Raw genomic sequence first — 18,383 nt, forward strand, 5'->3', positions numbered from 1 at the left:
TGCGGGTGGTGTCCGGTGAGCTCCCGTCCCGGGCGGGGCGTCCGTACAGTGGATGTGTGCCAAGGATTCGAGCGGCCTCTGTGGCCGAGCACCGGTCGATGCAGCGCGGCGCCCTTCTGGACGCGGCGCGTTCCCTGCTGTCCGAGGGCGGGACGGAGGCGCTGACGTTCCCCGCGCTCGCGGAGCGGACGGGACTCGCGCGGTCGTCCGTCTACGAGTACTTCAAGTCCCGCGCGGCCGTGGTCGAGGAGCTGTGCGCGGTCGACTTCCCGGTGTGGGCCGCCGAGGTCGAGGCCGGGATGGCGCGGGCCGCGACACCCGAGGGCAAGGTCGAGGCGTATGTGCGCGAGCAGCTGGCGCTGGTGGGGGACCGACGGCACCGGGCCGTCGTCGCCATCTCCGCGAGCGAGCTCGACGCCGGGGCCAGGGAGAAGATCCGGGCCGCGCACGGCGGGCTCGTCGCGATGATCGTCGAGGCGCTCGGGGAGATGGGGCACGAGCAGCCCCGGCTCGCGGCGATGCTGGTCCAGGGGGTCGTGGACGCGGCGGTACGGCGCATCGAGCTCGGGGCCGCGGAGGAGCCGGGGGCGATCGTGGATGCCGCTGTGGGCATGGTGCTGCGGGGCGTTCGGGGCTGAGGCCCGCCGGCTCGGCGCCGCAGCGGGCCCAGGCGCAGCGCTCACCCCGCGCTGGGGTGCCGCCTTGCCCACCCTGCCGCCCATGGCGGCAGACTGCCCAAGGCGGGTGTGGCCGGGCCGGGGTCGATTCCCCAGACGGGGAGCAGGCGTGCCGGTGTCCGGTGCAGCAGGGACGGATCCAGCAGGGACAGCGGGTCCAGGTACGTATCGCCTCTCAGCAAGCCCCAGTGGAGGCACGACGGAGCCGTGGGAGGGCAGTGGCCCGTCGGGAGTTCCAGGGCGCCGATCGCCTGGCCCGCCGTGACCTCGTCGCCCTCCGCCACCGTCGCCGTCACCGGTTCGTACGTCGTGCGCAGGGGCGGGTCGCCCGTGCCGGTCAGTTCGACCGAGACCACTCCTCGTCCCGCCACCCGGCCCGCGAACGAGACCCGGCCGGCCGCCACCGTCCGCACCGGAGCGCCGATCGGGGCCGCCAGGTCCACGCCCCGGTGGCCCGGGCCGTAGGCGGTCGCCGGTGGGGACCAGGCGCGTACCACCGCGGGGTGGTCGCCCACCGGCCAGAGATCGGCCGCCTGCGCCGGTGCCGACCAGGCGGCCAGCAGCAGTATCACCGAAATCGTCACGCAGAGTAGTCGTCGCATGGCGGAAATGATCCGCGAGCGGGCCGAGTCCGGGGGATCTTGGCCGGGAAACGTGGACTACCGGGCGGTTGTGGACAGCGGCGTCACCCGGTACCTCGCGGGTCCCGTACACTTCTTGTGGCGATCCGGGCCACCGGATCGACTTCGCACGCCCCGACACCGGGCCCATTCGGGTTTGTGTCAGTGCCTTTCGGTCCCGTGCTCACGCACGTGGCAGGCGCGCATCGGGGCGTCAGGAAACAACCGAGAACACCCAGAGGAGTACGGCCATGGCCGTCGTCACGATGCGGGAGCTGCTGGAAAGCGGCGTCCACTTCGGTCACCAGACCCGTCGTTGGAACCCGAAGATGAAGCGCTTCATCTTCACGGAGCGCAACGGCATCTACATCATCGACCTTCTCCAGTCGCTGTCGTACATCGACCGCGCCTACGAGTTCGTCAAGGAGACCGTCGCCCACGGCGGCACGGTCATGTTCGTCGGTACGAAGAAGCAGGCGCAGGAAGCGATCGCCGAGCAGGCGACCCGCGTCGGCATGCCCTTCGTGAACCAGCGCTGGCTGGGCGGCATGCTCACCAACTTCTCGACCGTCTACAAGCGTCTGCAGCGCCTCAAGGAGCTCGAGCAGATCGACTTCGAGGACGTCGCCGCGTCCGGTCTCACCAAGAAGGAGCTTCTCGTGCTCTCGCGCGAGAAGGCCAAGCTGGAGAAGACCCTCGGCGGTATCCGCGAGATGTCCAAGGTTCCCAGCGCCGTCTGGATCGTGGACACCAAGAAGGAGCACATCGCTGTCGGCGAGGCCCGGAAGCTCAACATTCCGGTCGTCGCGATCCTCGACACGAACTGTGACCCCGACGAGGTCGACTACAAGATCCCGGGCAACGACGACGCGATCCGCTCCGTCACCCTGCTCACCCGCGTGATCGCCGACGCCGTCGCCGAGGGCCTCATCGCCCGTTCCGGTGTCGCCACCGGTGACTCGAAGCCGGGCGAGAAGGCCCAGGGCGAGCCGCTGGCCGAGTGGGAGCGCGACCTGCTCGAGGGCGAGAAGAAGGCCGACGAGAAGGCCGAGGAGGCCCCGGCCGCCGAGGCTGCTGCCGCTGAGGCCCCCGTCGCCGACGCCGCTGCCGAGGCGCCCGCTGCCGAGGCGCCCGCCGCCGAGGCTCCGGCCGCTGAGGCCCCGGCTGCCGAGCAGGCCTGACCCGTACGGGATTCGGTTTCGTGAGTGACACGGCGGGGGCCCTCTTCGGCCCCCGCCGTTCACCCGTGGCCGTCCGTGCGTGACCTTTCGTCGTCAGACACTTCAGACTTCGTAGAGAGAAAACCAGGATCATGGCGAACTACACCGCCGCTGACGTCAAGAAGCTCCGTGAGCTCACGGGCGCCGGCATGATGGACTGCAAGAAGGCGCTCGACGAGGCCGAGGGCGTCGTCGACAAGGCCGTCGAGGCGCTCCGTATCAAGGGCCAGAAGGGCGTCGCCAAGCGCGAGGGCCGCTCTGCCGAGAACGGTGCCGTCGTCTCCCTCATCGCCGACGACAACACCTCCGGTGTCATCGTCGAGCTGAAGTGCGAGACGGACTTCGTCGCCAAGGGTGAGAAGTTCCAGTCGGTCGCCAACGAGCTCGCCGCGCACGTCGCCAAGACGTCGCCCGCCGACCTCGAGGCCCTGCTCGCCTCCGAGATCGAGGCCGGCAAGACCGTCCAGGCGTACGTCGACGAGGCCAACGCCAACCTCGGCGAGAAGATCGTCCTGGACCGCTTCGCGCAGTTCTCCGGCGCCTACGTCACCGCGTACATGCACCGCACCATGCCCGACCTGCCCCCGCAGATCGGTGTTCTGGTCGAGCTGGACAAGGCCGACGCCGACCTCGCCAAGGGTGTGGCTCAGCACATCGCCGCCTTCGCGCCGAAGTACCTCACCAAGGACGACGTCCCGGCCGAGGTCGTCGAGACCGAGCGTCGCGTCGCCGAGGAGACCACCCGCGCCGAGGGCAAGCCCGAGGCCGCGCTCCCGAAGATCGTCGAGGGTCGCGTCAACGGCTTCTTCAAGGAGGCCACTCTCCTCGGTCAGCCGTACGCGCTCGACAACAAGAAGTCGGTCGAGAAGGTCCTCCAGGAGGCCGGTGTCACCCTGAAGCGCTTCTCGCGCATCAAGGTCGGCATCTGAGTCCGTACCGCGACCGACGCGAGACCCGGCTAGGGTCGACAGCAGTCGTCCGCGTACTCGCGGGAGCACGCACCGGACGACCGCAGTTGTGACGAGGAGGCCATTGCCGCGCATGGGATGCGAACCACCCCATCGGCAGTGGCCTTCTTCGTATGTGTGCCAAGCAAGAAGAGGCGAGAATCCATGACCAGCACCCAGGCAGCCGACAAGAGCGACAAGAGCGACGACGGCAAAGGCGCGGGGCGCTTTCTGCTGAAGCTTTCCGGCGAGGCGTTCGCCGGTGGCGGGGGTCTGGGTGTCGACCCCGACGTGGTGCACGCCATCGCGCGTGAGATCGCGGCCGTCGTCCGCGACGGCGCGCAGGTCGCCGTCGTCATCGGCGGCGGCAACTTCTTCCGCGGTGCCGAGCTCCAGCAGCGCGGCATGGACCGGGCCCGCTCGGACTACATGGGCATGCTCGGTACGGTCATGAACTGCCTGGCCCTCCAGGACTTCCTGGAGAAGGAGGGCATCGACAGCCGCGTCCAGACCGCCATCACGATGGGCCAGGTCGCCGAGCCGTACATCCCGCTGCGTGCCGTGCGCCACCTGGAGAAGGGCCGCGTCGTCATCTTCGGCGCCGGTATGGGCATGCCGTACTTCTCCACCGACACCACCGCCGCGCAGCGCGCCCTGGAGATCGACGCCGAGGCGCTGCTCATGGGCAAGAACGGTGTCGACGGCGTCTACGACTCGGACCCCAAGACCAACCCCGAGGCCGTGAAGTTCGACGCGCTCAGCTACGGCGAGGTCATCACGCGCGACCTGAAGGTCGCCGACATGACCGCGATCACCCTGTGCCGCGACAACAAGCTTCCGATCCTCGTCTTCGAGCTCCTCGCGTCGGGCAATATCGCGCGCGCCGTCAAGGGTGAGAAGATCGGGACGCTCGTGGGCGAGCAGGGCACCCGCGCCTGATCCTCACGTCCGTAACGTCCCGAGAGGGATGGACAATGTCCTGCCGGTCGGACACCGTGCAAGGACACCGCAGGAAACCGCGCAGGACAAAGACACACGACGCAGCCGGCCGCCCCCGTGCAAGCCGGGCCTCACTCAAGACACGCAGGAGCAAGTGGTGATCGAAGAGACCCTCCTCGAGGCCGAGGAGAAGATGGAGAAGGCCGTCGTGGTCGCCAAGGAGGACTTCGCGGCGATCCGCACCGGTCGTGCGCACCCGGCGATGTTCAACAAGATCGTGGCCGACTACTACGGCGCGCTGACGCCGATCAACCAGCTGGCCTCGTTCTCGGTTCCCGAGCCGCGGATGGCCGTGGTGACCCCGTTCGACAAGAGCGCGCTGCGCAACATCGAGCAGGCGATCCGGGACTCCGACCTGGGCGTCAACCCGAGCAACGACGGCAACATCATTCGTGTGACGTTCCCCGAGCTCACCGAGGAGCGCCGTCGCGACTACATCAAGGTCGCCAAGGGCAAGGCGGAGGACAGCAAGGTGTCCATCCGCTCCGTCCGTCGCAAGGCCAAGGAAGCCATCGACAAGGCGATCAAGGACGGCGACATCGGCGAGGACGAGGGCCGTCGCGGCGAGAAGGAGCTGGACGACACCACCTCCAAGTACGTGGCCCAGGTCGACGAGCTGCTCAAGCACAAGGAAGCCGAGCTGCTCGAAGTCTGAGCGAGCGCGGAACATCGAGGTTCGAGGAATCCGTGAACGACTCTTCCTGGGGGGCGCCGCAGACCGGGCCCGGGTACTGGGGGCCCGCTGATCAGGACCGGGCCCCGGCAGGTCCCGCGTACGGTCAGGGCCCCTCGTACGACCAGGGACGCGCTCCGGCGGGTCCCGCGTACGAACGGCACGCGGTTGAGGAGACTCGGCCCATGCCCATCGTGCCCGATATGCCCGACGTGCCCGCCGGTGGCGGTGACAACCAGGACGACCGGGGGGCTGCTCGGCTGAGTGGCCCCCTGTTCCGCGACGAGTCGGCCGCCCCGCAGGCGCCGCCCTCTCCGCAGACCGGCCCGCAGGAGCCCATGACCGGCGCAGCGCCGCAGCCTCAGCCCCCCGTCCAGCCCCAGCCCCAGAAGAAGAGCGCGGGGCGTGATCTCGGGGCGGCCATAGGGGTCGGTGTCGGGCTCGGCGCGGTGATCATCGCGTCGCTGTTCATCGTCAAGGCGGTCTTCGTCGGGGTGATAGCGGTCGCCGTCGTGGTCGGCCTGTGGGAGCTCACCTCCCGGCTCGAGGAGCGCAAGGGCATCAAGGCGCCGCTCGTGCCGCTGGCCGTCGGCGGCGCGGCGATGGTCGTCGCCGGGTACGTCCGGGGGCCCGAGGGTGCCTGGGTGGCGATGGCGCTGACCGCGCTCGCGGTCCTGGTGTGGCGGATGACCGAGCCGCCCGAGGGCTACCTGAAGGACGTCACGGCGGGGGTCTTCGCGGCCTTCTACGTGCCCTTCCTCGCCACGTTCGTCGCCATGATGCTCACCGCGGACGACGGGGCCTGGCGGGTCCTGACCTTCCTGATCCTGACCGTGGTCAGCGACACCGGTGCCTACGCGATCGGCTGGCGCTTCGGCAAGCACAAGCTCGCGCCCCGCATCAGCCCCGGAAAGACCCGGGAGGGACTGGTCGGCGCGGTGTCGTTCGCGATGGTGGCGGGCGTGCTGTGCATGCAGTTCCTGATCGACGACGGGACCTGGTGGCAGGGCCTGATCATCGGCGCCTGCGTCGCGGCGAGCGCGACTCTCGGCGACCTCGGCGAGTCCATGATCAAGCGGGACCTCGGCATCAAGGACATGGGGACGCTGCTGCCGGGCCACGGCGGAATCATGGACCGCCTGGACTCCTTGCTGCCCACGGCGCCTGTGGTGTGGTTGCTGTTGGTGTTGTTCGTCGGGTCGGGCTGACCTCCACGCCGATCCTTTACGAGCCCCTGCCCTCTTCGGGCGGGGGCTCGCGGCGTCTTCGTGCGCCGGGGACCGCAACCGCGGGCTGAGCGGACGCGTCACTTGCGACAGAACCGAGTCCTACGCCTCCGTGGAGAGCCTCCGTTGCCACCATTGCCCCAGCCACCCTTGCCGCCGGCGCTCCACCCGTTGCGGGGGCAGTCCCTGGCCGTCCGGGTCCGGCGGACGTTCCGCTCGCGCAAAGCCCTGTCGGGCGTCACGCAGTGGTTCATCGACTGGGGCGTGCCGATCGCCCTGCTCGTCGGGTGCGTCTGGGTGTTCGGCGCCGGCCGCTCCGAGAAGGGCTGGAGCGGCATCTACCGGGTGTTCACGCTCATCGACAGGCCCGCGCACATGCTGTCCTGGGGCGCGTCGGTGATCGGCTGGCTACTGGTGCCCGCCCTGATCGGTGGGGTCGCCGGTCATGTGATCGCCACCCGGATGCAGCGGGTCAAGGACATCGCCACCAACCACCTCTTCCAGCAGCGGCCCCTGAGCCGGCGCCTCAAGCTCCCGGGCCGGATCGCTTTCCTCGAGTCACTGCACATGAAGAGCGCGGTGGACCAGGAATTCCTGGACCGCTATGTGAGGAGGGCGCACGCGGGAGACTGGAAGAAGGCCCAGGACCACTGGGAGGTCCTCGTCAGGGACGTGCTGTGCACGGTCGAACTGGCAGACCTGGACCGCACGGAGGCGCTCACCTCCGCCGAGAGCTTCGCCCGCGCGGTGATGTGGATGACGGCCTACCAGGACAAGTGCCTCGTGTGCACCGCTCGCGCCAACCAGCCCTGACCCTGCCGAAGGGACCGTTCCCATGCAGACACGAAGTGCCGTCGAGATCGCCCGCGCCGCCCTGCGCGACCTCTTCCCCACCGCTCCCGAGGACGGTTTGGACGAAGGGGCACGACACCTCACCCGCTGGGGGATCGAGGGACATGGGACCAACCTCGGCAGTGCGGAAGCCGCGCTCATGTACCTGGACCTGGTACAGGCATCACAGGAGAGCTACGACTTCGTGCCCGACGATGTCGCACGCGCCGCCGAAATGGGCGAAGCGTCGCGGACCTGGCGGGCTCCGTCGCGGACCCGTCGAGGGTGATGAGCCCGGGTGAGCGCAGAACACTCAGCAGACAATGACGGCATGACGTTGACGGTTTGGGTCGGTGACTGGCAGATCCAGTGCTGTGGAGCGCCCTTCGCACCCGGCGATGTCGTCTCGTGGCAGTTGCCGGAGATCGATCCAGAGGATCACGCCGATGTCGTCGGGGCGAGCGGGCGGCGGAGATCAACTTTCGCGAGGAGCATCACGGCCAGGAGGAAGTGAAGGCGTCGACTCGGTTGCGGGTCCTGACCGTCACGGAAGTGCACTGCCGATACGAGGTCCCCGCAGGCAGCACGTCCAACGTGCAGCACCCGGTGTCGGGGACGACCGTCCTGGTTCCTGTCAGGAAGGCGGACGGGTGGGCAGACGCTCGCCCAGGCGTCAGCTTCGCCCTGGCCGCGGCGGAGGCCCAGGCACCCAATGACGCGGACGAGGAGTATCTGCGGTCGTCTTGTTGGCCGGAGGTCGTGGCCGTCGCCGGGCGACTCGCTCACGTCATGGTCTGTAACGACCTGGGAGAACTCGTCGCACTGCACGAGTCCGAGACCGGGGATCAGCCGACCGACCAGGCCTCTCCAGGGCAGGGCAAGGAGTGTCCCACTGCGTGACAGCCGCGACGCACAGCCGCGAACAGCCGTTGACGTCCCGGGCCAACAGCGCAGGTGACAGGCGCGGCAGCCCAAGGGCAGCGCTCACCTCGAGTTGCCTCGGGGCGAAGCGGTCGCGGCGAAATGGGGTGTCAGGGCCGCAAGCGAACGAATCCGTCGGACTGGTCCAGGTGGAACGGCGAACCCGGACGCGTCGGGTGCCAGCCCTGGGCGAGGGCCGACGTGATGGCGGTGCTGACATCGCTGGGCAGCACCGCGGTGCTCGGCACTCCGAACCAGTTGCCGGCATGCGGCTGGTTCGTCGTGACGACGAGGGTCGTGCCGGGATGGTCCGCATGCTCCACCGCGTACGTGCACGGCGACCAGCAATGGCCCTGGCTATAGGTCGGCCGCTGGCGCAGGCGCCAGCGATAAGTCGTGCCGTTGACGACGATGCGTCGCGAACCCTTGCGGCCGATAGCCATGGAGGGCCCCCGTTCCCTGGACTGGCCGCGATGCTAGCTGGTCAGAGCATGAGCGAGCCGAGAGTCCTGGGCCGCCCCCGGGCCGTCCGAGGCCGCTCAACAGTGACCAGCGTCGACCGCCAGTGACAAGGGCCCAACCTGCCGACCCCAGGTCACGCCCATTTGTCTGCGACACTGGTACAGCCATGCCTAAGCCCGGAGAACTCACTTTCGTCGCCCCCCGCGGAGCCAAGAAGCCGCCGCGGCACCTCGCCGACCTCACGCCCGCCGAGCGCAAGGAAGCCGTTGCCGCGATCGGTGAGAAGCCGTTTCGCGCCAAGCAGCTTTCGCAGCACTACTTCGCGCGGTACGCGCACGACCCGGCCGAGTGGACCGATATCCCCGCCGGTTCGCGCGAGAAGCTGCGGGAGGCACTGCTTCCCGAGCTGATGACCGTCGTGCGGCATCTGTCGACCGACCAGGACACCACCCGCAAGACCTTGTGGCGGCTGTTCGACGGGACGCTCGTCGAGTCCGTGCTCATGCGGTATCCGGACCGGGTGACGATGTGCATCTCGTCGCAGGCCGGGTGCGGTATGAACTGCCCGTTCTGTGCCACCGGGCAGGCCGGTCTCGACCGGAACCTGTCGACCGGCGAGATCGTGCACCAGATCGTCGATGGAATGCGGGCCTTGCGGGACGGGGAGATCCCCGGTGGGCCGGCCCGGCTGAGCAACATCGTGTTCATGGGGATGGGCGAGCCGCTCGCCAACTACAAGCGCGTCGTGCAGTCGATTCGCGCGCTCACCGATCCCGAGCCGGACGGCCTCGGACTCAGCCAGCGCGGCATCACCGTGTCGACGGTCGGGCTCGTGCCCGCCATCCACCGGTTCGCCGACGAGGGCTTCAAGTGCCGGCTCGCCATCTCGCTGCACGCGCCCGACGACGAGCTGCGCGACACTCTCGTACCCGTCAATACGCGGTGGAAGGTGCGGGAGGTGTTGGACGCGGGATGGGAGTACGCGGCCCGGTCCGGGCGCCGGCTGTCCATCGAGTACGCGCTGATCCGCGACATCAACGACCAGGCGTGGCGCGGTGACCGGCTCGGGCGGCTGCTCAGGGGCAAGCCCGTGCACGTCAATCTCATTCCGCTGAACCCGACGCCCGGGTCGAAGTGGACCGCGTCGCGGCCCGAGGACGAGAAGGCGTTCGTCGAGGCCATCGCCGCGCACGGGGTGCCGGTGACCGTCCGGGACACCCGCGGTCAGGAGATCGACGGGGCGTGTGGTCAGCTCGCCGCCACCGAGCGGTAGCCTGGGGCCCGTACCTACATCTGCATATTCCGACAGGGGAGCGCCACAGCGCTGAGAGTGCGGTAGCGACCGCAGACCCTCTGAACCTTGCCCAGGTCATTCTGGGTAGGAAGTTCGGTCATCACTCAAGCTGTTGCGCCCTGCCCGGGGACCGCGAAGGTCTCCGGGCAGGGCCGCGTCTCTTCCTGGCCACCCCCAGGAGGAAAACCAAGTGAGCAAGAAGACGTACGTGGCCGCCGTGGTCGGCCTCGGTCTTGTCACGCTGTCCGCGTGCGGGTCGTCGTCCGACGAGTCCGGGTCCGGCGGATCCGACTCCAAGACCGTCACCCTCGTCAGCCACAGTTCATGGGCCGTCTCCGACGACGTACTGAAGGACTTCGAGAAGAAGTCCGGGTACACGGTGAAGGTCCTGAAGGACGGCGACGCGGGCGAGGCCGTCAACAAGGCCATCCTGTCCAAGGGCAATCCGCAGGGCGACGTCTTCTTCGGCGTCGACAACACCCTGCTGTCGCGGGCCCTCGACAACGGGATCTTCTCCTCGTACGAGGCCCAGGGGCTGAGCGAGGTGAAGAGCCAGTATCAGCTCGACGCCGGGAAGCACCGTGTCACGCCGGTCGACACCGGTGACATCTGCGTCAACTACGACAAGAAGTACTTCGAGCAGCACGACCTGACGCCGCCCTCGTCCTTCGCCGATCTGACGAAGGCTGAGTACAAGGACCTGCTCGTCACCGAGAACGCGTCGACGTCGTCGCCCGGGCTCGGATTCCTGCTGGGCTCGGCCGCGCAGTACGGCGACGACGGCTGGCAGGCGTACTGGAAGAAGCTCAAGGCCAACGGCGTCAAGGTCGTCGACGGCTGGGACCAGGCGTACAACGAGGAGTTCAGCGGCAGCGCCGGCGGCAAGAAGGCCGGGGGCGAGCGGCCGCTCGTCGTGTCGTACGCCTCCTCCCCGCCGGCCGAGGCGATCTACTCCGACCCGCAGCCGAAGACCTCGCCGGTCGGGGTCGCGAAGGGCACCTGCTTCCGGCAGGTCGAGTTCGCGGGGCTGCTCGACGGGGCCAGGAACGAGAAGGGCGGGCAGGCGCTCGTCGACTTCCTGATCTCCAAGGAGTTCCAGGAGGACATGCCGCTCAACATGTTCGTCGACCCGGTGACGAAGAACGCCACCGCGCCCGCCGCGTACACCAGGTACGCGGTGCCGGTCGACGACCCGAAGACGATGGAGCCGCGGAAGATCGCGGACAACCGTGACGAGTGGGTCAAGTCGTGGACGTCGCTCGTACTCAAGTAGCCGGAAAGGCGGCGAAGAAGGCGCGTTCGGCGAACGCGGCGCGGCTCGGCCTGATGGCCGTGCCCGTCGCGTTCTTCGGCGTCTTCTTCGCCTATCCGGTCGTCGCGATCGTCGAGCGCGGCCTGCATGTCGACGGCGGGTGGCAGTTCGGGCGGATCGCGGACGTGCTCGGGCAGTCCGACGTCCGGCACGTGCTGTGGTTCACCGTGTGGCAGGCGCTCGCGTCGACCGCCCTCACGCTGCTCGTCGCGCTGCCGGGGGCCTATGTCTTCGCCCGGCTCGACTTCCCCGGCAAGCAGGTGCTGCGGGCGGTCGTGACGGTGCCGTTCGTGCTGCCGACCGTCGTGGTGGGCACCGCCTTTCTCGCGGTGGTCGGCCGGGGCGGGCTGCTCGACGAGCTGTGGGGCGTCCGGCTCGACACCACCGTGTGGGCGATCCTGCTCGCGCACGTCTTCTTCAACTACGCCGTCGTCGTACGGACGGTCGGCGGGCTGTGGGCGCAGCTCGACCCGCGGCAGGAGGAGGCCGCGCGGATGCTCGGCGCCTCGCGGTTCGCCGCCTGGCGGACGGTGACGCTGCCGGCACTCGGACCCGCCGTGGCGGCCGCGGCGCTGATGGTGTTCCTGTTCACGTTCACCTCGTTCGGTGTCGTGCAGATCCTGGGCGGGCCCGGCTTCTCGACGCTCGAGGTCGAGATCTACCGGCAGACCGCGCAGATCTTCGACCTGTCGACGGCCGCTGTGCTCACCATCGTTCAGTTCGTCGCCGTCGGGCTGATCCTCGGGGTGCACGCGTGGACCGTGCGGCGGCGGGAGAGCGCGCTGCGGCTCGTCGACGCCGCGCAGACGGCGCGGCGGCCGCGCGGAGCGGGGCAATGGGCCCTGCTGGGCGGAGTGTTGGCGACCGTCGTGCTGCTGATCCTGCTGCCGTTGGGTGTGCTGGTGCAGCGCTCGCTCGATACGCCCGGCGGCTTCGGCCTCGCGTACTACCGGGCCCTGACGTCCGCCGACGGCGGGACCTTCCTCGTGCCGCCGATCGACGCCATCGGGAACTCGCTGGAGTACGCGGTCGCGGCTACGGCCATCGCCCTGGTGATCGGCGGGCTGGCGGCCGCGGCGCTCACCCGGCGTGCGGGCCGCCTGGTGCGTGGCTTCGACGCGCTGCTGATGCTGCCCCTCGGCGTGTCCGCCGTGACCGTCGGGTTCGGGTTCCTCATCACGCTCGACGAACCGCCGCTGGACCTGCGGGCGTCATGGATCCTGGTGCCGCTGGCGCAGGCGCTGGTGGGCGTGCCGTTCGTCGTCCGCACGATGCTCCCGGTGCTGCGGGCCGTCGACGGGCGGCTGCGGGAGGCCGCCGCCGTCCTTGGCGCGTCACCGCTGCGGGCCTGGCGGGAGGTCGACCTGCCGATGGTGCGGCGGGCGCTGCTCGTCGCGGCCGGGTTCGCCTTCGCGGTCTCGCTCGGCGAGTTCGGGGCGACCGTGTTCATCGCACGGCCCGACAACCCGACGCTGCCCGTCGCCGTGGCGCGGCTGCTCGGGCGGGCCGGTGACCTCAACTACGGGCAGGCGATGGCCCTGTCGACGATCCTGATGCTCGTCTGCGCCGTCTCCCTCCTGCTGCTCGAACGTATCCGGCCCGCCAGGGCCACCTCCGGGGAGTTCTGATCTCTGATGTCGCTGATGCTGGAACTGGACGCCGCCACCGTACGGTTCGGCGGACGCGCGGTGCTCGACGCCGTGGACCTGGACGTCGCCGAGCACGAGATCGTGTGCGTGCTCGGGCCGAGCGGCAGCGGGAAGTCGACGCTGCTGCGGGCGGTCGCCGGGCTGCAGCCCCTCGACTCCGGGCGGGTGTCGCTCGGCGGGCGCGACCAGTCCAGGGTGCCCGCGCACAAGCGGGGGGTGGGCCTGATGTTCCAGGACCACCAGCTGTTCCCGCAGCGGGACGTGGGCGGCAACGTCGCCTTCGGGCTGCGGATGCACGGGACCGGGAAGAGTGAACAGGCCGAAAGGGTACGGGAGTTGCTCGGGCTCGTGGGGCTGCCCGGCGCCGAGCGGCGGGCCGTCGCGGCGCTCTCCGGCGGCGAGCAGCAGCGCGTCGCCCTGGCCAGAGCGCTGGCGCCGCGGCCCCGGCTGCTGATGCTGGACGAGCCCCTCGGTCAGCTCGACCGGTCGCTGCGGGAACGCCTGGTGGTGGAACTCCGCGAGCTCTTCGGCGAGTTGGGGACGACGGTGCTCGCCGTCACGCACGACCAGGGCGAGGCCTTCGCGCTCGCCGACCGGGTCGTCGTCATGCGTGACGGGCGGATCGCCCAGTCCGGTACGCCACTTGAGGTGTGGCGGCACCCGGCGGACGAGTTCGTGGCGCGCTTTCTGGGCTTCGACAACGTCGTGGAGGCGACTGTTTCGGGGGAGGCCGCCGATACGCCGTGGGGCAAGCTGCCGGTGCCCGACGGTGCGGGCCAGGGCCCGGGCCGAATCCTCGTACGGCCTGCCGGTGTACGCCTTGTCCCCGCCGCCGAGGCCCAGTTGACCTGCACGGTCGCCGCCCGCACCTTCCGCGGTACGCACGTCGCCCTCCAGCTGCAGCCCGAGGACGCGCCCCGCCTGGAGGCGGCGTGCGCGCTGCGGGCGGCGCCGGAGGTGGGGGACGAGGTCGGGGTCGCGTTCGACGCGGCGGAGATGGTCATGCTGGGCGCGTGACCGGCGCACGCGAAAGCGGCCGTACGGGACGGTGACGTCCCGTACGGCCGCTTTCGTCGGGTCAGCTCTTGGCGCCGCGCTTGCGCAGGGCGAACACCACGCCGCCGCCCGCGACGACCAGCGCCGCCGCGATGCCGGCGAACATGCCGGTGTTCGAGCTGGCGCCGGTCTCGGCGAGGTTCGAGTCACCGGCCGGGGAGGCCGAGTTGGACGGGGCCGGGGCCGCCGCCGACGTGGACTCGGAGGCCGACGGGGTCGGCTTGGTGGCCGGCTTCGACGGTGCCGGGCTGGACGCCGGCGGGGTGGAAGCCGGAGGGGTCGGCTTCTCGGTGGCGCAGGCCGTCGCGGGCGTGGTGACGCCGCCCTTGATGTCCTCGTCGACGTTGTACTTGTCCGTCTTGACGTGGATGCGGTACGTCGCCTTGGGCGCCCAGTTCTCTTCGAACGTGATGGTGGCACCCTCGGCGGAGCCCGTCACGACCTGCGAACCGACCTCCTTCTCCGAGCCGTTCGACTGGAGGTAGAGGGTGACAGTGGCCGGGGTGCCCGAGCTGTCCTTGTCGGTGACGGTGATGACGCCCTTGCCGTCGGTGCAGTTGGCGGCGGCCGTGAACTCACTGATGTTGCACGCGGACGCGGTGCCCGCGACGCCGAGGGCGAGCGCGGCAGCTGCGGCCGACACACCGGCGATACGCCCGACACGTGCGGATATACGGGGGGTTGGGGACACGGTTGTCCTTCACGAGATCAAGTGCAGGAAGAGGGAGCGGCACGGAAGCGGATCGCCGCTTGCGTCACGTCGCCCCCACGGTCCCCTCACGTTTATAGGGGGCGGTGACGCAGCGTCAATACACAACAGGATCACAATGTCAGACTTGACCCGTGCTTGACCCCGAAAGGCGTTTCAGTGCCTCGCCCGCCTCCTCCGCCGTGTCGACGAGCGCGATCCGCGACTCCATCGAACGCTCCCGGGCCAGGGCCTGGAGCAGCGGCCAGGTCGGGAGGCGCTCCGTCCAGTGGGCGCGGTCGACCAGGACCATGGGGGTCGGTTCGCCGCGGGACTCGTAGTAGTTGGGCGTCGCGTTGTCGAAGATCTCCTGCACGGTGCCGGCCGCGCCCGGCAGGAAGATCACGCCCGCGTTGGAGCGGGCCAGGAGGCCGTCCTCGCGGGTGGCGTTCGCGAAGTACTTGGCGAGGTGGGCGGCGAAGGCGTTCGGCGGCTCGTGGCCGTAGAACCAGGTGGGGATGCCGACCGAGGGGCCGCCGTCCGGCCAGCGGGTGCGGACCTCGAAGGCCGCCGCCGCCCAGTCCGTGATCGACGGGGTGAACGAGGGTGATTTGGCGAGGAGTTCGAGGGCCTCGTCCAGCATCGCGTCGTCGAGCGGCGCCGCGTACGCGCCCAGGTTCGCCGCCTCCATGGCGCCCGGGCCGCCGCCCGTCGCCACGGTGAGACCGGCGCGGGCCAGTGTGCGGCCGAGGTGGGCGGCGGACGCGTACGCGTCCGTGCCGCGGGCCATCGCGTGACCGCCCATCACACCCACCACCCGCGCCCCGACGAGGAGTTCGTCGAGCGCGTCGGAGATCGAGTCGTCGTGGACGGCGCGCAGCATCGACGCGAAGACGTCGCCGTCGGCCTTGGTCCGCTGGAACCACGCGTAGGCGCGGGAGTCGGGGGTCGCCTCGTAACCGTCCGGCGACGCGAGGCCCTCGAAGAGCTCGTCGGGTGTGTAGAGGTGACCGCGGTACGGGTCGAAGGGCAGGCCCGGGACCGGCGGGAAGACCAGGGCGCCGCGCGCCCTGACCTGGGCGGCCGCCTCCGGCTCCATGGGGCAGCCGAGGAAGACGGCGCCCTCGACGTCGGTGGCGAGCAGGGACCGCGTACGGGCGGTCAGGTCGACGGCCTGTACGCGGTGCTTGCTGAGGCTGCCGCGGTCCGCGACCACCTCGTCGAACTCGGCGAGCGTCTCGATCTCGTGGTCGGAGGTGGTGCTGGGCAGGGCGGGGTCAGTTGGTGTCGGCACCCGCCCATGCTAAGCACGGTCCCCGGCGGGGGAGTTGGTCAGCTCTCGATGGCCGACGGGTCCATCCACATGATCTCGAAGGTGTGGCCGTCGAGGTCGTCGAAGGCCCGGCCGTACATGAAGCCGTAGTCCTGCTTCTCGCCGCTCTCGGTGCCGCCCGCCGCGAGCGCCTTGCCGACGAGCTCGTCGACCTTCTCGCGGCTCTCGGCGCTCAGACACAGCAGCACCTCGCTGTTGCTGTGCGAGTCGATGATCGCCTTCTTGGTGAAGCTCGCGTACTTCTCCTTCGTGAGAAGCATGATCACGATGTGTTCGCTGACCACGAAGGAGGCGCAGGTCTCGTCGGAGAACTGGGCGTTGAGCGTGTACCCGAGCTCCGAGAAGAACTTCTTGGACGCCTCCAGGTCGCTCACGGCCAGGTTGGTGAAGATCATCTGCTGGTACTGGGTCATGAGGTGTCCGTCGCCTTCTCGGTCAATGGCCTGTGGGTGTCATGCCGTACGTGGAGTTAGACGGCGGCCGCCACCGAAACTCATCGCGACATCAGCGGAATCGCCGAAAGTTCCGCGACGGCCCAGGTCAGCGGTCCGAAGACGGCGAGCAGGACGCCCGCGCGCAGCGCCGCGGCACCGCGCAGCATCGTCGCGGGCGCGCCGAGGCGCAGCAGCGCCGCCGTCGTGTGCCTGCGGGACTGGCGGGCCTCGATCGCGGCCGTGACCAGCGTGGCGACGGTGCAGCCGACCACCAGGGCCGCGCCGAGCGCGGACAGCGGCCCGAGGTCGGGCCCGCCGCCCGCGTACAGGACGGTCGCCGCGTACGTGCCCGAGGCGACCGCGCAGACGACGCCGAGGGGGTGCCCGATGCGCCGCGCCTCCTCCTGGAGCACGCGCCCGGCGAGCAGCCGTACCGCGCCGGGCCGCACCGCCTGCAGGGCGCGCCCGCAGAGGTAGGTGAGGCCGGGGCCGGCGAGGGCGAGGCCGAGCGCGGTCAGCGCCCAGCCGGCCAGGACCCCGGTGGAGGAGCCGCCGAGCCCGCCCGGCATGGGGAAGCCGTCGTCGCCGGGGGCGTGCGAGGCGTAGGTCTCCACGGCGAGTCCGGCGGCGAGCAGCGCGATGCCCCACGGCAGGCCGGTCGGCGCCGGGGTCGGCTCCTCGGCCTGCTCGGTGGCCGGCTTGCCGGGCTTGGCGGTCTGCGGGCGCAGCACGAACGCGGCGGCCCCCGACGCGGCGAGCGGCACGAACGTGAGCAGGGTCAGCGCGGCGGCCAGCGGCAGCGGCTCGTTCGCGGCCAGGAGCTCCCGGGCCGCCCCGTCGAACGGCAGCCCGGACAGATCGCCCCGCAGGTGCAGGAAGAACAGCAGCGCCAGCATCGAGCCCAGGGTGCAGGCGATGGCGGTCGAGATCGCCGTGAGGAGCGTGAGGCGGCCCGGGCCGAGGCCCACCGCCGACAGACCCGACCGGGGCTTCGTGCCGGGGTCGGAGCGGGCCACGGCGACCGCGAAGTACACGGTGGCGGCCAGCGGGATCACGCACCAGGCGAGGCGCAGCAGGGAGTTGGCGGAGGCGTCGGGGTGGCCCATCGCGTGGCCGAGCGTGCACAGCAGCAGGAATCCGGTGCCCGCCGAGGCGGCGGCCACCATGAGTCTGCGCAGCTGGACGAGGGGATGGGCGCCGCGGGCTAGACGGAGAGCGAGCACGCGGCCCGGCCTTCCGTGTCGGTGGGGTCGGCCGGCTTCGGGTCCGTGTTCCCGGCCGGCAGGTGCACCGTGTTCACGCGGCGGCCGTCGAGCAGCGACACCGTGCGGTCGGCCAGGGCGCTGACCTCGCTGTCGTGCGTGGCCAGGACGACGGTGATGGCGTGCGAGCGGGCCGCCGCCGTCAGTGTCCGCAGCACGTGGGCGCGGTCGGCGCGGTGCAGGGTCGCGGTCGGCTCGTCGGCGAAGACCACGTTCGGGGCGTGCACCAGGGCGCGGGCGATGGCGACGCGCTGCCGTTCCGCCATGACCAGGGTGTGCGGGCGCTTGCGGGCGAGGTGGCCGACGTCGAGCCGGTCCAGCCACTCGTGCGCGGCGGTCTTGGCGGGGCGCCGGCCGGTGCCCCGCAGCATCAGCGGCAGTGCGGTGTTCTCCCACACGTTCAGCTCGGGGACGAGGGCCGGCTCCGGGTCGATCCAGCCGAACCGGTCCCGGCGCAGCCGTTCCCGTACGAGCGCGCCCATGGTGTGCACGGGGGTGCTGTTGAACCAGACCTCCCCGCCCTTCTCGGGCAGCAGCTGGCCCGAGAGGCACTGCAGGAGCGTCGTCTTGCCCGCGCCGCGCGGGCCGGTGACGGCGAGGATCTCGCCCTCGCGGACACCGAGGGAGACCCCGGTGAGCGCGGGCGAGCCGCCGTGGGAGAAGTGCAGAGCGCGTGCCCAGAGCACGTCGTTGTCCGGCGGGGCCACCATCGCGTACACCTCGGTTCAGATCAGTTGCCTTCCCCCGTACGGGGGAACGAAGGCGGGGCCGATCGGTCA

The 18,383-nt window shown here is 70.3% G+C and carries 19 protein-coding genes, 1 pseudogene and 1 riboswitch; of the genes and pseudogenes, 13 read left to right on the plus strand and 7 right to left on the minus strand.

Annotation, left to right across the window (positions count from 1 at the left end):
* The first annotated feature begins 80 nt into the window (after positions 1-80).
* Positions 81-638 (plus strand): TetR/AcrR family transcriptional regulator, encoded by a 558-nt coding sequence (locus B072_RS0116730; RefSeq protein WP_018531104.1) that lies wholly within the window; start codon positions 81-83, stop codon positions 636-638.
* A 41-nt stretch (positions 639-679) separates the two neighbouring features.
* Here B072_RS0116730 and B072_RS0116735 read toward each other — a convergent pair whose 3' ends face one another.
* Entirely contained in the window at positions 680-1,279 is a 600-nt protein-coding gene (locus tag B072_RS0116735) for a M23 family metallopeptidase (protein ID WP_078506455.1), read from the minus strand.
* 269 nt (positions 1,280-1,548) lie between these two features.
* Between B072_RS0116735 and rpsB the strand changes: the two genes are divergently transcribed.
* The 8 genes and pseudogenes from rpsB to B072_RS49785 all read left to right on the plus strand — a co-directional run bounded on the left by rpsB (position 1,549) and on the right by B072_RS49785 (position 8,093).
* Positions 1,549-2,478 carry a 30S ribosomal protein S2 gene (gene rpsB, locus B072_RS0116740; RefSeq protein ID WP_018531106.1) on the plus strand — a complete coding sequence of 310 codons (930 nt, stop codon included), beginning with the start codon at positions 1,549-1,551 and terminating at the stop codon, positions 2,476-2,478.
* A gap of 131 nt (positions 2,479-2,609) precedes the next feature.
* Complete coding sequence (tsf, locus tag B072_RS0116745; protein WP_018531107.1) at positions 2,610-3,446, plus strand: translation elongation factor Ts; 837 nt, start codon at positions 2,610-2,612, stop codon at positions 3,444-3,446.
* A gap of 183 nt (positions 3,447-3,629) precedes the next feature.
* Positions 3,630-4,403, plus strand: a complete 774-nt coding sequence (gene pyrH, locus B072_RS0116750; RefSeq protein WP_018531108.1) for a UMP kinase — start codon at positions 3,630-3,632, stop codon at positions 4,401-4,403.
* A 157-nt stretch (positions 4,404-4,560) separates the two neighbouring features.
* Positions 4,561-5,118 (plus strand): ribosome recycling factor, encoded by a 558-nt coding sequence (gene frr / locus B072_RS0116755; protein ID WP_018531109.1) that lies wholly within the window; start codon positions 4,561-4,563, stop codon positions 5,116-5,118.
* 32 nt (positions 5,119-5,150) lie between these two features.
* Complete coding sequence (locus B072_RS0116760) at positions 5,151-6,344, plus strand: phosphatidate cytidylyltransferase (protein WP_043244117.1); 1,194 nt, start codon at positions 5,151-5,153, stop codon at positions 6,342-6,344.
* 168 nt (positions 6,345-6,512) lie between these two features.
* Positions 6,513-7,175: a DUF6313 family protein gene (locus tag B072_RS0116765; RefSeq protein ID WP_018531111.1), complete on the plus strand. Its 663-nt coding sequence runs from the start codon at positions 6,513-6,515 to the stop codon at positions 7,173-7,175.
* A 22-nt stretch (positions 7,176-7,197) separates the two neighbouring features.
* Positions 7,198-7,482 (plus strand): hypothetical protein, encoded by a 285-nt coding sequence (locus B072_RS0116770; RefSeq protein ID WP_018531112.1) that lies wholly within the window; start codon positions 7,198-7,200, stop codon positions 7,480-7,482.
* A 42-nt stretch (positions 7,483-7,524) separates the two neighbouring features.
* Positions 7,525-8,093: pseudogene (locus tag B072_RS49785) on the plus strand (DUF6578 domain-containing protein).
* 131 nt (positions 8,094-8,224) lie between these two features.
* On the opposite strand, the gene B072_RS0116785 reads toward B072_RS49785, so the two are convergent.
* Positions 8,225-8,557 (minus strand): hypothetical protein, encoded by a 333-nt coding sequence (locus B072_RS0116785; protein WP_026245927.1) that lies wholly within the window; start codon positions 8,555-8,557, stop codon positions 8,225-8,227.
* 185 nt (positions 8,558-8,742) lie between these two features.
* On the opposite strand from B072_RS0116785, the gene rlmN reads away from it, so the two are divergent.
* The 4 genes from rlmN to B072_RS0116805 all read left to right on the plus strand — a co-directional run bounded on the left by rlmN (position 8,743) and on the right by B072_RS0116805 (position 13,848).
* On the plus strand, positions 8,743-9,849 hold the full coding sequence (gene rlmN / locus B072_RS0116790) for a 23S rRNA (adenine(2503)-C(2))-methyltransferase RlmN (protein WP_018531116.1): 1,107 nt from the start codon (positions 8,743-8,745) through the stop codon (positions 9,847-9,849).
* A gap of 24 nt (positions 9,850-9,873) precedes the next feature.
* Positions 9,874-9,979: riboswitch (TPP riboswitch) on the plus strand.
* A gap of 81 nt (positions 9,980-10,060) precedes the next feature.
* Positions 10,061-11,143 (plus strand): thiamine ABC transporter substrate-binding protein, encoded by a 1,083-nt coding sequence (locus B072_RS0116795; RefSeq protein WP_018531117.1) that lies wholly within the window; start codon positions 10,061-10,063, stop codon positions 11,141-11,143.
* Entirely contained in the window at positions 11,119-12,810 is a 1,692-nt protein-coding gene (locus B072_RS0116800; RefSeq protein WP_199791048.1) for an ABC transporter permease, read from the plus strand. Before B072_RS0116795 ends, B072_RS0116800 begins: the two co-directional genes overlap by 25 nt.
* A gap of 6 nt (positions 12,811-12,816) precedes the next feature.
* Positions 12,817-13,848, plus strand: coding sequence for an ATP-binding cassette domain-containing protein (locus B072_RS0116805; protein WP_018531119.1), 1,032 nt, complete (start codon positions 12,817-12,819; stop codon positions 13,846-13,848).
* Between the two features lie 61 nt (positions 13,849-13,909).
* Here B072_RS0116805 and B072_RS0116810 read toward each other — a convergent pair whose 3' ends face one another.
* The 5 genes from B072_RS0116810 to B072_RS0116830 form a co-directional block, all read right to left on the minus strand.
* A complete protein-coding gene (locus tag B072_RS0116810) occupies positions 13,910-14,530 on the minus strand; it encodes an LAETG motif-containing sortase-dependent surface protein (RefSeq protein WP_018531120.1) in 621 nt (206 codons plus the stop codon).
* Positions 14,531-14,717: 187 nt separating this feature from the next.
* Complete coding sequence (locus tag B072_RS0116815; protein WP_018531121.1) at positions 14,718-15,869, minus strand: LOG family protein; 1,152 nt, start codon at positions 15,867-15,869, stop codon at positions 14,718-14,720.
* A gap of 38 nt (positions 15,870-15,907) precedes the next feature.
* Positions 15,908-16,321 carry a VOC family protein gene (locus B072_RS0116820; RefSeq protein ID WP_018531122.1) on the minus strand — a complete coding sequence of 138 codons (414 nt, stop codon included), beginning with the start codon at positions 16,319-16,321 and terminating at the stop codon, positions 15,908-15,910.
* A gap of 80 nt (positions 16,322-16,401) precedes the next feature.
* On the minus strand, positions 16,402-17,565 hold the full coding sequence (locus tag B072_RS0116825) for a hypothetical protein (RefSeq protein ID WP_018531123.1): 1,164 nt from the start codon (positions 17,563-17,565) through the stop codon (positions 16,402-16,404).
* On the minus strand, positions 17,547-18,314 hold the full coding sequence (locus B072_RS0116830) for an ABC transporter ATP-binding protein (RefSeq protein ID WP_026245931.1): 768 nt from the start codon (positions 18,312-18,314) through the stop codon (positions 17,547-17,549). Before B072_RS0116830 ends, B072_RS0116825 begins: the two co-directional genes overlap by 19 nt.
* Positions 18,315-18,383: the final 69 nt, after the last annotated feature.

Origin of the sequence: Streptomyces sp. HmicA12, from assembly GCF_000373565.1 — a bacterium.
GTDB lineage: Bacteria > Actinomycetota > Actinomycetes > Streptomycetales > Streptomycetaceae > Streptomyces.

Bases quoted from the DNA above. Each gene is read 5' to 3' on its own strand.
- B072_RS0116735 (WP_078506455.1), bottom strand. From the start codon at position 1,279: ATGCGACGACTACTCTGCGTGACGATTTCGGTGATACTGCTGCTGGCC.
- rpsB (WP_018531106.1), top strand. From the start codon at position 1,549: ATGGCCGTCGTCACGATGCGGGAGCTGCTGGAAAGCGGCGTCCACTTC.
- tsf (WP_018531107.1), top strand. From the start codon at position 2,610: ATGGCGAACTACACCGCCGCTGACGTCAAGAAGCTCCGTGAGCTCACG.
- pyrH (WP_018531108.1), top strand. From the start codon at position 3,630: ATGACCAGCACCCAGGCAGCCGACAAGAGCGACAAGAGCGACGACGGC.
- B072_RS0116770 (WP_018531112.1), top strand. From the start codon at position 7,198: ATGCAGACACGAAGTGCCGTCGAGATCGCCCGCGCCGCCCTGCGCGAC.
- B072_RS0116785 (WP_026245927.1), bottom strand. From the start codon at position 8,557: ATGGCTATCGGCCGCAAGGGTTCGCGACGCATCGTCGTCAACGGCACG.
- rlmN (WP_018531116.1), top strand. From the start codon at position 8,743: ATGCCTAAGCCCGGAGAACTCACTTTCGTCGCCCCCCGCGGAGCCAAG.
- B072_RS0116805 (WP_018531119.1), top strand. From the start codon at position 12,817: ATGTCGCTGATGCTGGAACTGGACGCCGCCACCGTACGGTTCGGCGGA.
- B072_RS0116820 (WP_018531122.1), bottom strand. From the start codon at position 16,321: ATGACCCAGTACCAGCAGATGATCTTCACCAACCTGGCCGTGAGCGAC.
- B072_RS0116830 (WP_026245931.1), bottom strand. From the start codon at position 18,314: ATGGTGGCCCCGCCGGACAACGACGTGCTCTGGGCACGCGCTCTGCAC.